This is a genomic window from Colwellia sp. RE-S-Sl-9 (assembly GCF_048296855.1).
GTDB lineage: Bacteria > Pseudomonadota > Gammaproteobacteria > Enterobacterales > Alteromonadaceae > Pseudocolwellia.
In genome coordinates this window covers 1,525,202-1,540,708 of sequence record NZ_CP182631.1, presented here as the reverse complement: position 1 = coordinate 1,540,708, position 15,507 = coordinate 1,525,202, and the positions used below count along the sequence as shown (strand labels likewise).

Below are 15,507 nucleotides of genomic sequence, written 5' to 3'. Positions count from 1 at the left end.
TTCATAAAGTTTTAATCTTCAACTGTAATAATATTACAAAGTCACTTATCTTTATTGGTGATTTTTTGTGTCGTTACTATTTGTTATCTTGTAACCTTTTTATTTTTCATACTTCCGTCAGTGAGCATAAATATGCAAAAAGCTTCTTTGTTACATCGTTTATATGAAGATATCAACGACATTATTATTAAACGTCAGCATCCAGTAACAGGTTTACTTCCAGCAAGTACCGCTATTACAACGCATGGAGATTATACCGATGCATGGGTAAGAGATAATGTTTACTCTATCTTAAGCGTTTGGAGCCTTAGTATGGCCTTTAAACGGGGCGGAGATAAAATTAAATGTGACGAGCTAGAGCAATCGACTATCAAATTAATGCGTGGCTTGCTTATTTCTATGATGAGGCAGGCTGATAAAGTTGAAAAATTTAAAGCCACTTTAGATCCTATGGATTGCTTACACGCAAAATATAGTACAACAACGGGTCTAACTGTTGTTGGTGATGATGAATGGGGGCACTTACAAATAGATGCAACATCAATATTTTTATTGATGATCGGACAAATGTCTGCTTCTGGTTTACGTATTATTAAAACTATTGATGAAGTCGATTTTATTCAAAACTTAGTTTATTACATCGCTTTCGCCTATAGAACTCCAGATTATGGTATTTGGGAGCGAGGCAATAAAATAAATAATGGTAAAACAGAAATTAATGCAAGTTCTGTTGGTATGGCAAAAGCAGCTTTACAAGCGTTAGATGGGTTTAACCTTTTTGGTAAAGATGCAAACCCTAGAGCTATTATTCATACCATTCCAGATGCTGTTTCTAGAGCACGTAATACGTTAGCTCACCTTTTACCACGAGAATCTATGTCAAAAGAGGTTGATAGTGCACTTTTAAGCATTATTGGTTTCCCTGCTTTTGCTGTTAGCGACAAACAAGTTATAAATAAAACGAAAAATAAAATTTTATCTGAGTTAGGGGGAGATTACGGTTGTAAACGCTTTTTGTGGGATGGTCATCAAACAGCAGTAGAAGATCATAGCCGAATTCATTATGAGCATTCAGAACTCGCTAATTTTGCAAATATTGAATCAGAGTGGCCGTTATTTTATACCTATTTATATATTCAAGCATTATTTGACAATGATGCAGATGAGGCTAAAAAGTATAGAGAAAAACTTGAAGCTGTTATGGTTGAAGCTGGGGGGAAGAAACTTTTACCAGAGCTTTATTTTGTAGAAGACGAAAATATTGAAGCGGAGAGAGCGTCTCCTGGAAGTCAGCCAAGAACACGCAATGAAAACGTGCCATTAGTTTGGGCACAAAGTCTTTATTTTACAGGATTAATGCTTGATGAAGGCGTTATTGAACAAGATGATCTCGATCCTTTGCAGTTAAGGTTTAGATCGACTAAAGATAATGAAGCACAACTTGCCCTAGTAGTATTGGCCGAAAATAACAGTGTTAAGCAGCAATTAGCTGAGAAAGGGGTTATTGCTGAAACCATCAATGAAATTAGCCCTATAAGTGTTATTACTGCTGAAGAGCTTGTTGAGTGTTATCGAAGAGTTGGAGCTAATGAGAGTTTAAATCTTACAGGACGCCCAAAACGTCGTTTACAAGGGCTAGCTACAGCACAAACATATACCTTTAATGGCAAAGCCTATTTGTCGTTATCAAGCCTTCAACATAAAGAAAATAACTATCGAATTTTTGATGCTGAATTAGCCAGTGAGCATTTAAAAGGTGAAGTGGATGATATTAGTAAGCATTGGATAAACGATGAGGCTGCCGTTTTTACCTATCTATTGACTCAGGATATGTGTGACAGCGTCAATGCAGATGTATTGTTAGATACTATTCGTTCTTTACAGTTAAGAGCAACACAAACCAATATTGGTTATGCTTCTGCAAGTTTGGCTTATAGAGCATCAAGAGTGAACCAACTGGTTGTGCCTAATATTACTATTCAAGCGTTAGATAATACGCCTGAAGTTTCAGATTCACACATTATCCCATTCGATTTTTCTTTATTTTCAGAGTCTTTGCAAAAAGAATTGCAATCGTTAAATTATTCTGACAAAACAAGTTATGAGCAATTAATGGCATGGAGTAAAGTATATCAATTAGATTCTCATTTACCCCAAAATATAGAGAGTTCGGTTCTAACGCAATATGCCAGTATTACATTTAAATCATTAGTTGAAAGTATATATAGTAGGGCTCAACATAAACAACATTGGTTGACTGCTCGTTTGTGTTTTTCTCTACTTGAACTTTCTTATAAAGATCTTGCAGATGATGTGTCACAAGTATGTGCTCGTCATATATCTATCGTTGTAGGACAAAAGGATCAAACGGTATTAAATGGTGAACATGCCTTACTAAAACCTAAAAAATTAGTGAAACTACTTGATGAAGCCTCTAGTAATTTACTGGAAAGAACCTTAATACAAGAGTTTTTGGTTATTCTGGGAAACACCATACGTATTAATACTCAATTATTTAATGGTTTACGTTCTATTAAGTTGAATAGCGTTTTAGCACTTTGTGCGGAACATTCTGAATGTACGGAAGAGTCTCTGGTTGATTTATCAAGTAAATCACCGGCTGAATTAAATATGTTAGTACAGAAAATATTGAATGCTCAACAAGAAGCGTTTAATTACGATGTTGAATACAGTTTTAGTGCTAAAACCAATAATCAAAATGTTAGTAATAAAATGCAAGCTATTGATACAGATTGGTTACAGTGGCGAACGGCTAAAGGCTTGATTACACGTATCGACGATGTGTTTTTAACAGACATTTGGCAAAGTTTATCAAATACTCAATATATTATTTTTGGTGATAATATAAACTCAGGGGAAGCTTTAGATTCCAATTTAATCAGAACTTCAATGACTCCCAGAGAAGAAAGTTTTGCGCGTACGCTAGACGTACTCATCCAACATTTGCATCCAATTTATTATAAATCAGCAATTGTTGAAGTTTTATATGCTTTTACCCAGTACTGTAAAAAATCACCAGATTGCCAATTTGAAAAAATTGTTTTAGGTGAGGTAATAGAGCAAATGGCAAAAGATTATGTAGATGATTCACAGTCTGTCAAAGGTCATAATCGAAGTTTAGATATTTTAATGGCTCAATCTCCAGAGGTTTTGCAAAAGTACGCGTGTAAAGTGTTTGAATCTCTTTAAATTGATCATATCGTTTGAATAGTGAAAATATGTGTCAGCTTATTTTACAAATGGATTTTACATTTGAATGATGGTTTGTTTAAGTTGTTGAATATAAAAGGTTAAAGTTAGTTGGCATATACTGTGCATTGTTTTGGTATATCTAACTTAAACCTGATGATAACACCATCATTAGTAAACATTTAATACAAAGGGTACTAAACATGAAAAAATTATTACTAGCTTCTTTGATCACTAGTGCTTCATTTGCTGCTTCTGCTGATGTAGTTACATTTAACGATTCATCTTTTAACGGAACTCCTGGTTCTGAAATCGTTTTTGATTTTATTGATTTTGATGCTGATTTAGCTGATGTAACACAAACTGATACAGACCTTAGTGGTGATATTACAGGTACTGAAGCTTTCTCTGAGTTCGGTTCTACTGATATCGTAAACTTTAAACTTGGTGGTACACTTTTAGGTGTTGATGCTGCATATGAAGTATTTTACAACTATGCATTTTCAGGAACAGTAACAAACAATGGAACGGGTACATTAGATATCACATTCAATGCTGGTGCTTCTGGTTTATATGTTGATACAACGAATGTTGGTAACGGCATGTTTGACGGCGGAACAGAAATCGCTTCATTTGGTTTAAATACTGGCGGTTGTTCTATTAATATAACCCCAGGTGCATTACAAAACAAAGGTTTTTGTGGTATTGATTTAAGCCTTAACTTTGCTGCAGGTTACTTCTTTAACGCTAATGGTGATGATTTATCAACAACTTCAGGTGCTAAATCAGCTACTTTAATCGTAACTGTACAAGATATACTTGGTTTAAGCCCTACTTACCCAGCAATAGGTGGTACTCAAAACTTTCAAATTTCACATGACGGTAACATGACGTTAAGTGTACCAGAGCCAGCTTCAGTAGCTATCTTAGGTTTAGGTTTATTAGGTTTTGCTGGCGCACGTCGTCGTAAAGCATAATTAATCAACTTATAAGTTAATAAAAAGCCGAACAAAAAGTTCGGCTTTTTTGTGTTTAAAATTTAAGAATTCTTTTCTGTTGTTCCTTAACCCTATTTTCCTATTATGAATAACCATAAACTATAAGATTATAAATTTAATTAAGAAAAGCCATTCAATATTTATTAATTCAGTATAATTACGTATAGTGTGCTAAAAAATAAGGATATGTTAAAAATAAAGCTCAATATCTATTTAATTAAATAAATATTATCTATAAGGTTTATTTTTATTATAAATCACACATGCCAAATGCTATTTATGTAAAGCACCTAAGTTTTAAATATAAAAACAACAGCTTTTATTCATTATCAGATATTTCTTTAACCATTAAAGCAAATAAATGTACGGGTATTATTGGGCCTAATGGTGCAGGTAAATCGACTTTTATTTCTGCGTTATGTGGTTTGCTACCTTCATTTGAGGGGCAGGTATTTTATGATGAAAACCAGATACAACCTTTAATTGAATCGGTTAAAGAAAAAGTCGCTTTAGTGCCGCAGGAATATGCCTTCTATCCACAATTATCGGTTAAGCAAAATCTTTATTATTTTCTATCTCTTTGTGTACAATCAAAAAAAACAAAAAAAGATAAACATGCGTTTATTAATGAAATTCTTGAGCAATGCGTACTCACCCATGTAAGTCATATTAAAGTGAGTAAACTTTCAGGTGGGTATAAACGTCGTTTAAATATCGCGATAGCCTTGGTTAAACAACCCAAAGTTTTATTTTTAGATGAGCCAACGGTTGGTATAGACCCTGAATCGAGGGCTATTATTATTACTTTACTTGAGCAATTTAAAGCGGAAGGTAAAACCTTATTGTTTACTTCCCATATGCTTGATGAAGTTGAAAAAGTTTGTGACGATATCATTATACTTAAAGATGGAAAAGCATCGCTTATTGAGCAAACACAACAAAAGAATTTATTACTATCAGTAGAGTTTGAGCACGAACCTTCAAGTACTAACTATCTCAGCGGTTATCAAAAAATTGCAGCGTGTAAATATCAGTTACTTCTTACTTCCCCAGAAGAACTCAATAGTCATTTATTGCAGTTAAGCCAATTAAAAGCATCGATAAAAAATATTCATTATTCAGCTAATTCTGTTGAGCATATGTATAAGCAAGGGACCACGGGCAATAAATTATGATTTTAAGTAGCCTAAATAAAGAAGCTCGCATTATTTTGAGTGATATACACAGTATTGGTGTTTTACTCATATTGCCTATCGCTTTCATGTTAATTATGACATTTGCAATGAGTGAGCAAGGCACTGATGTAATAAATAAAACTTCAGTGAGCTTTATCTCTGAAAATACCGATCCTATATCATTAGCTTATAAAAGTTATATAAAGCAGCAAGGTTTTACACTTGTTGAAAATGAGGGCTTAGCGGATATTTCTATAAAACTACCGAGTTCCTTTAATAACCAAATATTATCAGGCTTAGCTAAGGGAGCTATTGTTGTTAATATTCAAGCGAATATGACTCCTCAAAAAAAAGCAGCGGTTATAAGGCTTATTCAAACTGCATTGTCTAAACTAAGACTTCATGCTTTTATGCTTGAAAGTGGCGACTTAGATGAAGATCTCTCTTTAACTGAACAAATTAAAGAAATAGAAAACAGTACCGAAGTTGCTTCTTATTTTACTGTAGTAACACAGAATAAACAGACGTTTACACCTATTTTATATAGTGTACCTTCATGGATTGTTTTTGGGCTTTATTTTATTGTTTTACCTGTTTCAATTACCGTAATAAACGAAAAGCAAAATGGCACGCTAATTAGATTAAAAACATTTCCTATATCTACGAGCCAATATTTTATGAGTAAATTCAGTGCTTTTTACTTATTAAGTATACTGCAGCTTATTTTATTAACTTTAGTTGGTGTATTTGTTGTACCTGTTGTGACAGAGCAGCCGGATATATTTATAAGCCATTGGGGCGTTTATATCATAGGGAGTTTATTTATTATATTAGCGGCTAATGCTTTAGCGTTTTTTATTGCTTCTTTAGTCAATAGCTATGAGCAAGCCATTGTTTTTGGCGGAGGAATAAATATATTATTAGCGGCTATTAGTGGCTTTATGGTGCCTATTGATATTTTACCAGAGGTAATGGCTAAAATAGCAACTTACTCACCTTTATATTGGTCTGCTGAAATTATTCGAAATTTATTTTCAGGCAAAGAATTTGTCGATATTTTACCGTATTTACTTAAGTTACTTATATTTAGTTTATTCGTTTTATCAATGGCTTTTTATTTATTCATCAACAAAATCAGGAAATTAATGTGGAACTAGAAGAGTTAAAACAAAAACTAAAAAAAATGATTGTTGAAGAATGTGAAAAAGAAGACGATATTGCTTGGAATGATATTTTAGATGATGAAATGTTATTTGGTAGTGACTCTCGAGTAGGTTTAGACTCTTTAGATGCATTACAACTGTCTTTGGTATTAAAGAAAACCTTTGCGATAAAAGTTGAAGGTTCTAAAGAAAGCCGAAAGCATTTAACAACAATTAATAGTATTGCCAATTTAATTGCTGAAAATAGCTAATATGATTAAAAGAACATATGCATGAATAAAGTTTTTGTTGTTGCTTCTGCTTCTATTAGTGCGATAGGAGAACAGAAAAATTGTCAGTATGTTGTTGATAATACTGAAAATATGTTAGCGGTTGAAATTCCGGCTGAAAACAAAAGTGCGCTCTATTTTCCAATAAATAAAAACAGGCTACACAAAACATTTGATGAGATGATCTCGTTGTTATCTTCTCAAATAGAGGTCGTTATTCAACAAGCGAATTTAACCTCTGAAGAACTCGCTCAAACTGTCTTATTCTTAGGATCTACATCTCTTGATATAGCGTGCGTAGAGCCAGATGAAAATAAATCGATTTGGTTATCCCAAACTGACAGGTTAAGCCAAAAACTAGCGTCGTTATTTGGTTTACATACAATACATTACACTTTTAATACGGCTTGTACTTCGAGTGCGAATGCTGTGCTGTACGCTACTCAATTTATAAAACACAACAAAATTAAACATGCGCTTGTTATTGGTTGCGAGTTTTTCAATCAACTCTCTATTAATGGATTTGATTCATTAGATTTATTTAGTAACTCAGGTGTTAGGCCTTTTTCAAATACACGAGATGGGCTTTTATTAGGTGAGGGCGTTGGTGTATTGATGTTATCAAGTATGCCCAAGTCATCAACTATTTTTGAGGTGTTAGGTGGTTATTCATCATGTGACGATTTTAGCTTAACTATTACAGATGAAAATGGTGACCATATTGTTGAAGTAGTAGAAAAAGCACTCGCTAATGGGAATATTAATAAATCAGATATCGATCTCATTAAAATACATGGAACCGCTTCACAAATGAGTGATTTAGCTGAATGTAATGCTATTACTCGTTTGTTCAAGCCGCTTGATAACGCACCTGAGATACTTGGATTTAAATCCTTTTTAGGTCATACATTAGGGGCTTGTGGTGTTTTAGAATTAGCCTTGCTTGAGCATCTTTTTCAACAAGAAATTCTTCCTGAATGTACATATCAAAAACAAGAGAAAAATGATCTTTTGCATTCTTTTATTTCATCTGTTGAAAAAATGATGTTATCAGAACATATTTTACTTAATCATTTTGGCTTTGGTGGGAATAACGCTGCTGTCATTTTAAAAAATATAAAACTCACCAGCAACAAGAGGTTAATTCGTGATGAACTCTGATCCGTGCTTGGCTCTTATTGCTTATGAGAAGGTGAGTGTATCTAACGAACTTTCTGATAAAGATATACGGTCTTTAGTGAAAAATGAAACTGATTTACCTGTAAGACGATTAGATACGTTTACTTTGTTGTCGTTATTAGCTGTCTATCGTTTATTCAATAACTCTTCAGAGCTATATAAAAAATCATCCAAGCCATTATCTTTATATAGTGCCGCAGAATATTTAAGTGTAGAGCTTTTTCAATCGGTTATTACGAGTATGAAGAATAATGAATCTATAAGGCCTTTTGATTTTATTGCTACTGTGGGTAATGCGGCAAACTTTTATATTGCCAAAGAGTTTAATATAAAAGGCCCCAATGTTTTTATAGGTGCTAGTGAGCAACCTTTTATGAAAAGCTGTGCATTAGCTGAAATGGACTTTTTAGAAGGTCATAGCTCGCAAGGCATTGTTATTGTATGGTCAATCACTGAAAGTTCACGTCAGTGTTATGCTTTTATTATTGAAAAATGTGAAACGGGTATTATAGGTAAAATTGACAATGAGGAGGATTATTTAAACATTGATGAATTGATTAAAAAAAATCTAAGTATTCCTATTCCTGCTCACATTCAGCGTTTGTTTTAGTTATTACATGTCGGTTTTTATTTTATATGCAAAAGTGAGTGATTCATGGTTTATTGAACAATATAACCAATATATTCCTTTATTGAATCATGAAGATAAAAATCGTTTTAATACAATGAAAAGCCCATTAAAACGTCAACAATTCCTCCTGAGTCGAGTTTTATTGCTTCAAGCTGCGACTCAGTTGCTCCAACAAAAATCACTGACTTTAAAAGCAGAAGGTGAACCAAAAGAAAACAGTTACTTAGAAATCGCCCAAATAAAGACTTACCAAATAGAGAATTACACTCAATTACTCATCAATCAAAAGTATAGTTTCTCAATTTCAATCACTCATAGTGGCTCTGTTGCCGCAGTATGTATTAGTTCACAACAGTTAAAGCTAGGGATTGATATTGAAAAAATTAAACCTAGAAAGTTTGTTGAATTAGCTCAAGAATTTTGTGTGGAAGATGAGTTAACCCTTTTAAATAATAAGCAATACGACTCTTACTATTTTTATAAACTATGGACAGCTAAAGAAGCACTAACTAAAGCAACACAAGCTAACTTAACTGATTTGTTCTCTTTTAATTGCTCTAATGTACTTATTAAAAATATTGGAACATTTAACTTTAATCATTCTCTTTTTTCTTATAATACCTGCAATTTATATAATGAATCAGAAACCTATATAGGTACCGTTGTTTTTGAAACTTTAGATAATAAAAAAGCGTTAAGCGATATGTGTGAAAAAGCAGAAAAGATCAGCTGGCATAAATATAAAGCTTAGCTCTTTATTTGTTTTTTAATTGAACGAATTATTGTGTTTTCAACGTTATAACCTTGTATTGATTCATGTTAGCTGTAGATAGTTAACTATTCTTTAGTTGAATTGAACTGGCTGCTTAGGTAGAATTTGCGCATATTTTAGCGGTTGATGTATTTATGAAATTTGGTATTGAAAAGTGCGTAGCATGGTATGGAAACATACGTACTACCGAAGATTGGCAGCTATGGGCAAAAGGTGACTTAAATTACTTACCTGAAGAAGATCTTCCTCCTTTAAAACAAATACCTGCAATGCAACGCCGAAGATTAAGTCCTTTCGCTAAACTTTCCTTACATTGTATTCTGGAATCTCTTGGTGATAACGCAAGTAATATTCCTTGTGTTTTTTCTTCACGCCACGGCGATTTACATAAAACAGCTAAATTAATTGAAGATGTTGCAACTAAAAATGACTTATCACCCACCCATTTTGGTTTGTCTGTTCATAATGCTGTAGCGGGTTTATATAGTATTTTTGCTAATAATAAGCAGCCTATGACCGCTATTTCCGCAGGGGAAGACTCATTAATGATGGCAATAGTTGATGCTTACGCAAAACTAGAAAGCCAACATTTAGATAAAATTTTAGTCGTTTACACCGATCAAATTGTTCCAGAACAATACAGTCAATATGTTTCAAATAAAGAGCAAACTTTATCAGTCGCCTTTATTTTAACTAAATACCAACCTGATACAGGTATTCAGTTAACCTTTGAAAAGCAAACTGAACATAGTGATGAAAAAGCTACATTTCAACCTCTTGATTTTTTAAGGTTTTTTCATGGAGAAAATAAAGAATCTGTAATTCTGTCTAAGCGTTATCAATGGCGTATCAGTAGAAGTTTATTTTGAAAAAAATAAATAAATACTGGAGAATATTTGCAACAGGATCTGCATTCACCTTATTCGGCTTTGGCGGTATTTTACTTACCCTTATTGTTTTTCCTATTGTTAACTTTATTCATCGACATAACGAATACCAACGTAAATACAGCGCTAGAAAAGTAGTACACAAAACGTTTAAAATGTTCGTAAATTATATGAGCTTTGTTGGCATTCTCACACTCGAAATTGAAAACGAAGAACAGTTAAAACAACATAAAGGCAAGTTGGTTATTGCTAACCACCCATCCTTAATTGATGTGGTTGTGTTAATTTCAATTATAGAAAATGCCGATTGTGTTGTTAAAGCGGGTTTGTGGAAAAATCCTTTTTTAAAAGGAGTTGTAACAAATACAGGCTATATAAATAATGAAGAAGATCCTGATACGTTTTTAAAGGATTGCAGTAAAACTTTTGAAGAAGGTAATAATTTAATTGTGTTTCCTGAAGGAACAAGAAGTAGCATAGATAAACCCTTAAAGTTTAAACGGGGAGCGGCCAACATAGCATTAAGAACAAAAGTTGATATCGTACCTATTATTTTAACGGTTACGCCAACTACGTTAACAAAAGAATTAGCTTGGTATCAAATACCCGATAAAAAATTTACCGTCAAATTAGTTGTTAATCCTGTATTATCAACACAAAAATATAGAGAAGCTGAATCAGTTTCTAACTCAGTAAGAGAACTTACTCGAGACTTAGTAGAATATTATAAAGAGGAATTTGCCGCTCATGAATGAGTTAATCACAGAAGTAAAACAATTAATTATTGAAACATTAGAATTAGAAGATATAGAACCCGCAGATATATCAGACGAAGAGCCCTTATTTATTGATGGCTTAGGTTTAGATTCTATAGACGCATTAGAATTGGGTGTAGCAATTAAAAAAGCGTATAATGTGAAAATTGATGGCGATTCTGAAGACAGTAAAAAACATTTTTACTCAGTTAAATCATTATGCCAATTTATCGAACAAAATAAATAATTCAGGTATTAAATTGACATGAAAAATAGAGAAGAAATTTACGAAGTACTTAGCAATATATTAGTGACTTTATTTGAAATAGATGAAGAAGACATTTCAATGGATGCTCATTTATATGAAGATATGGATCTTGATAGTATTGACGCTGTTGATTTAGTTGTAAAATTACGCGAAATAACAGGTAAAAAAATAGAACCGGAAGATTTTAAACAAGTTCGTACTGTTAAAGACGTAGTTGATGCCGTTGAAAAATTAGCTCTTAGCTAATTTTAATGAAACATATTGTTATAGGGAGTGTTTTTGTACTCTATCCGTTAATTGTTTTTTTTGGCTTAAAATGGATAGAGCCTACATATATTGCTTTAGTGTTAGTTTTATTAGCTTGTTTACGCTTTTACTACAGTAAGGCATCAATAAATATTCCTTTTATTAAAGTTGTAGGCATTAATATTATTATTTTATTAATGCTTAGCCTTTTTAATAACTCATCCTTTTTACTAAAATTATATCCTGTAGTTATGAGTTTAAGTTTTTTGAGTATATTTTTATATTCATTAGCTAAACCTCCCTCAGTTATTACCTTAATTGCTAGTGCTCGAGATAAACTCACTATTAATGCGGTTGAATACACCAAAAAAGTTACCTTAGTATGGTGTGTGTTTTTCTTGATTAATGGTTCTATCTCTTTAGTCACCGTGTTTTTAAGTGATGAAATTTGGGCATTTTATAATGGCTTAGTTTCTTATGTACTTATGGGTGTTTTATTTCTTGGTGAATGGATAGTTAGAAAACGATTTAAGAAAAATGACCAATCAGATTACATTACCTAGCGATAAAACTTATTTTATTTCACAAGCTAAAACGTTTCAGCAATGGTCTGAATCGGTTTTATTTCATCGATCGCTTTTTATTCAAAATTCAGCTCAAACATGGTTGCTTTATTGCGAAGATGCTTATGAGTTTTCGGTTTTATTTTTTGCTTTACTTGGTGCTCGTAAAAATATCGTATTACCTCAAAACGGCACCACTAATCAATTACAAACTTGCTTAGCTCATGTACAAGGTGTAGCCGGTGCGAATGAGCTCGCTTTTGAAAATACTATTGTGTATCAAGCTGATGGTTGTTCAGTAAACCCAGAGCCATTAATTATATATACAGATACAAGAGTTATATTATTTACCTCTGGCTCTACCGGTGAAGCGAAGGCTATTCACAAAGAGTTTTCACATTTACTACTGGAAGTTCAGCAACTAGAAGCAAGCTTTGGTCATTACTTGAAAGATTCAGGTGTAGTTTCTACCGTATCACATCAACATATTTATGGTTTGTTATTTAAACTGATATGGCCTATTTGGTCTGGACGAAACGTTATATTGCAGCCTTATGAATACCCAGAGCATTTGTGTCACGACATTACAAAGTACTCGTTAGATAAAGTCGTGTTAATCAGCAGTCCTGCACACTTTCATCGCTTAATTAAAGACAATGTATACAAAGATCATGTTTCTCATATTTCTTGTATGTTTTCTTCAGGGGGGCCTTTAAGTTTAGAGGCAAGTTTGCAGTTAGCTAATGAATTACAGCAACCGCCAATTGAAGTGTTTGGCAGTACCGAAACAGGCGGAATAGCTTGGCGTCAGCGTTTCAGCGAAGATAAACAACATTGGTTAGCATTCAAGAATATTGATATCGCCCTCGATCAAGAGTCTGAATGCCTCAAAATAAAATCACCTTATATTATTCAACCTGATTGGTACCTATGTGACGATAGAGTGAATATCATCAGTGACAACGAATTTGAACTTTGTGGACGAGTTGATCGTATTGTTAAAATAGAAGAAAAAAGAGTGTCGTTAGATCATGTGCAACAATGTTTAAAGTCGATTGATTGTATTGACGATGCCTACTGCTTAACCGCTAATAATAAAAGAGGCACTCAAGTAGTTGCCGCTATTGTATTAACTGAACAAGCGAAAGCTGAGTTAAAACAAAGTCGAAATTTAGTCTTTAATCGTCATATAACCTCGATTTTACATGAAGATCTAGAAGCTATTGCTATACCAAAAAGATTTCGTTATTTAGAGGCTTTACCTTATAATCCTTCCGGAAAATTGAATAAAAAAGAGATGGAGAAGTTCTTTGAATAATAAGGTGTTATTTCCTCAAGTTGATCACGTAGAAGCTAATGAAGATGAAGTGGTTTTATCTTTAACTATTCCTGCGGATTTATATTATTTTAAAGGGCACTTTCCACAGGCGCCAATATTAGCTGGTGTTGTGCAAGTACATTGGGTTATGCATTATGTTGAACAATATTTTGATTTAAAAATTGAGCAATACCTTTCCGTTGATGCTTTAAAATTTCAAGTGATAATTGCGCCTGAGTACCAAGTAAAATTAATTTTAAAAAAAATGTCAGACCTTAAAGTAAGTTTTAATTACAGCTCAGAACATGGTGCTCACACTTCTGGCCGAGCAGTGTACCGCTAATGCAATATTGTTTCGTTATTCCATGCTATAACCATGATATTGTTATTAGAGAAACCATTGCTTCTTTATGCGAATTTAACTTCCCCATTATTATTGTTGATGATGGCAGCCAAGCATCAACAAGAGAAATTTTAAAGCAAGTCTCGGAAGAGTTTCCTTTAGTTACCTTAATTCATCATCAAGAAAACGGTGGTAAAGGTGCGGCTATGCAAACAGGTTTAGCTGCTGCTATTAACATGAATATGACTCATGCCTTGCAAGTTGATGCAGATGGTCAGCATGATTTACTCGATATTAATCAATTTATTAAAGAAGCCGCTGATTCGCCAGAAAGCTTGATCAGTGGTCAGCCTGTTTACGACGATTCTATTTCTAAAGGGCGTTTTTATGGGCGCTATATCACTCACTTTTGGGTAGGAATAGAAACACTTTCTTGTAAAGTTATAGACTCCATGTGCGGCTTTAGGGTTTATCCGTTAGCGGCGTATGCAAAGCTTATACAAAATACTTCGCTAGGTAAGCGCATGGATTTTGATATTGAAGTCATGGTCAAGCTTATTTGGCAAGGTGTTCCTGTTAAATTTGTACAAACTAAAGTGCATTATCCTGAATTTGGTATTTCTCATTTTCATGCATTTAAAGATAATGTCATTATTAGTAAAATGCATACACGTTTGTTTTTCGGTATGTTATTACGCTTACCTAAATTACTCGCACAAAAGTGGAATAAAAAAGCAATGGCTGAGCAACCGTCAAACAACGAGCTAGAGCAAAATAAACCTGAAGATTTACATTGGTCTAAGTTAAAAGAACGTGGATTTATGTTGGGTATTGAAGTACTCGTATTTGTGCACAAATATTTAGGTAACTGGCTCTTTAAAGTCGTTTTATTTCCAGTCATGATTTACTTTTATTTAACGGGTGATGTTGCTAGAAAAAGCATTCATCATTACTTAAGTAACATGTACAAATACAAAAATAATGTCACTTTAACTCAAGGTCAACTGTTTCGAAAAGGTTTCAAAGTTTTTTATAACTTTGGTCTATCTATTGTCGACAAGTTTGATGCTTGGTTGGGCAAGGTAAATATTGAAGATATCGACATTAAAAATGATGCCGCCTATCAATCTTTAATTAATGCCAATGGCGCGGTTATTTTTAGTGCACATTTAGGTAACATGGAAGTGTGTCGAGCAATATTTAGTACAGGTGAAAACAAACGTAAGCTTAATGTTATTACCTACAATGAACATACGCCATCATTTAATAACTTCCTTAAAAAAGTAAACAAAGATGCTGCCATTAACTTTATTCATATTAATGACTTTGGGCCAGCTGACTCTATTCAATTAAAACAAAAAATTGAAGACGGTGAAGCCATTGTTATTTTTGCTGATCGTACTTCGGTTAATAATCCTGATAGTGTCTATAACGTTCCATTTATTGGTGAAGAAGCCCCGTTTGCTAAAGGGCCTTTTGCACTAGCATCGATTATGGACTGTAAAGTGTTTTTAATGTTTTGCTTGAAAGAAGAAGGGCGCTACTCAGCTTATGTTGAAGAGTTTGCCCAACCGAAAAAAGTAAAACGTAAAGAAAGAAATGAATACTTCTCGTCGCTTGCTGAAAAATATGCACAGCGATTAGAATTTTACTGTCGTAAAGAACCATACCAATGGTTTAACTTTTTTAGTTTTTGGCAGAATAAAAAATAATAAGCAAGATAAAGTAAA

16 protein-coding genes are annotated in these 15,507 nt (G+C 33.3%); all 16 read left to right on the top strand.

The window, feature by feature from the left end; all coding sequences use genetic code 11:
• Positions 1 to 132 precede the first annotated feature (132 nt).
• On the top strand, positions 133 to 3,210 hold the full coding sequence (locus ACM9HF_RS06695; RefSeq protein WP_473616137.1) for a phosphorylase b kinase regulatory subunit alpha/beta: 3,078 nt from the start codon (positions 133 to 135) through the stop codon (positions 3,208 to 3,210).
• 203 nt (positions 3,211 to 3,413) lie between these two features.
• On the top strand, positions 3,414 to 4,187 hold the full coding sequence (gene pepA, locus ACM9HF_RS06690; RefSeq protein ID WP_473616133.1) for a flocculation-associated PEP-CTERM protein PepA: 774 nt from the start codon (positions 3,414 to 3,416) through the stop codon (positions 4,185 to 4,187).
• A gap of 284 nt (positions 4,188 to 4,471) precedes the next feature.
• Positions 4,472 to 5,383 (top strand): ABC transporter ATP-binding protein, encoded by a 912-nt coding sequence (locus ACM9HF_RS06685; protein WP_473616129.1) that lies wholly within the window; start codon positions 4,472 to 4,474, stop codon positions 5,381 to 5,383.
• Positions 5,380 to 6,540 (top strand): ABC transporter permease, encoded by a 1,161-nt coding sequence (locus ACM9HF_RS06680; protein ID WP_473616125.1) that lies wholly within the window; start codon positions 5,380 to 5,382, stop codon positions 6,538 to 6,540. Before ACM9HF_RS06685 ends, ACM9HF_RS06680 begins: the two co-directional genes overlap by 4 nt.
• The gene (locus ACM9HF_RS06675; RefSeq protein ID WP_473616121.1) at positions 6,531 to 6,797 is read left to right on the top strand and encodes an acyl carrier protein; all 267 of its coding nucleotides are present in this window, start codon (positions 6,531 to 6,533) and stop codon (positions 6,795 to 6,797) included. The genes ACM9HF_RS06680 and ACM9HF_RS06675 overlap by 10 nt, the downstream gene beginning before the upstream one ends.
• Before the next feature lie 21 nt (positions 6,798 to 6,818).
• Positions 6,819 to 7,976 carry a beta-ketoacyl synthase N-terminal-like domain-containing protein gene (locus tag ACM9HF_RS06670; protein WP_473616118.1) on the top strand — a complete coding sequence of 386 codons (1,158 nt, stop codon included), beginning with the start codon at positions 6,819 to 6,821 and terminating at the stop codon, positions 7,974 to 7,976.
• Positions 7,963 to 8,604: a hypothetical protein gene (locus ACM9HF_RS06665; protein WP_473616114.1), complete on the top strand. Its 642-nt coding sequence runs from the start codon at positions 7,963 to 7,965 to the stop codon at positions 8,602 to 8,604. The genes ACM9HF_RS06670 and ACM9HF_RS06665 overlap by 14 nt, the downstream gene beginning before the upstream one ends.
• A gap of 7 nt (positions 8,605 to 8,611) precedes the next feature.
• Positions 8,612 to 9,376: a 4'-phosphopantetheinyl transferase family protein gene (locus ACM9HF_RS06660; protein WP_473616109.1), complete on the top strand. Its 765-nt coding sequence runs from the start codon at positions 8,612 to 8,614 to the stop codon at positions 9,374 to 9,376.
• 155 nt (positions 9,377 to 9,531) lie between these two features.
• Positions 9,532 to 10,266 carry a beta-ketoacyl synthase chain length factor gene (locus tag ACM9HF_RS06655; RefSeq protein ID WP_473616105.1) on the top strand — a complete coding sequence of 245 codons (735 nt, stop codon included), beginning with the start codon at positions 9,532 to 9,534 and terminating at the stop codon, positions 10,264 to 10,266.
• Positions 10,263 to 11,039 (top strand): lysophospholipid acyltransferase family protein, encoded by a 777-nt coding sequence (locus ACM9HF_RS06650; RefSeq protein ID WP_473616101.1) that lies wholly within the window; start codon positions 10,263 to 10,265, stop codon positions 11,037 to 11,039. Before ACM9HF_RS06655 ends, ACM9HF_RS06650 begins: the two co-directional genes overlap by 4 nt.
• The gene (locus ACM9HF_RS06645; protein ID WP_076418913.1) at positions 11,032 to 11,286 is read left to right on the top strand and encodes a phosphopantetheine-binding protein; all 255 of its coding nucleotides are present in this window, start codon (positions 11,032 to 11,034) and stop codon (positions 11,284 to 11,286) included. Before ACM9HF_RS06650 ends, ACM9HF_RS06645 begins: the two co-directional genes overlap by 8 nt.
• Before the next feature lie 18 nt (positions 11,287 to 11,304).
• Positions 11,305 to 11,553: an acyl carrier protein gene (locus ACM9HF_RS06640; RefSeq protein ID WP_473616095.1), complete on the top strand. Its 249-nt coding sequence runs from the start codon at positions 11,305 to 11,307 to the stop codon at positions 11,551 to 11,553.
• Positions 11,554 to 11,558: 5 nt separating this feature from the next.
• Positions 11,559 to 12,116 (top strand): COG4648 family protein, encoded by a 558-nt coding sequence (locus tag ACM9HF_RS06635; protein ID WP_473616091.1) that lies wholly within the window; start codon positions 11,559 to 11,561, stop codon positions 12,114 to 12,116.
• Positions 12,091 to 13,434: an AMP-binding protein gene (locus tag ACM9HF_RS06630; RefSeq protein ID WP_473616086.1), complete on the top strand. Its 1,344-nt coding sequence runs from the start codon at positions 12,091 to 12,093 to the stop codon at positions 13,432 to 13,434. Before ACM9HF_RS06635 ends, ACM9HF_RS06630 begins: the two co-directional genes overlap by 26 nt.
• Positions 13,427 to 13,777: an ApeI family dehydratase gene (locus tag ACM9HF_RS06625; RefSeq protein WP_076418917.1), complete on the top strand. Its 351-nt coding sequence runs from the start codon at positions 13,427 to 13,429 to the stop codon at positions 13,775 to 13,777. Before ACM9HF_RS06630 ends, ACM9HF_RS06625 begins: the two co-directional genes overlap by 8 nt.
• A complete protein-coding gene (locus tag ACM9HF_RS06620; protein ID WP_473616080.1) occupies positions 13,777 to 15,489 on the top strand; it encodes a glycosyltransferase family 2 protein in 1,713 nt (570 codons plus the stop codon). The genes ACM9HF_RS06625 and ACM9HF_RS06620 overlap by 1 nt, the downstream gene beginning before the upstream one ends.
• Positions 15,490 to 15,507 lie beyond the last annotated feature (18 nt).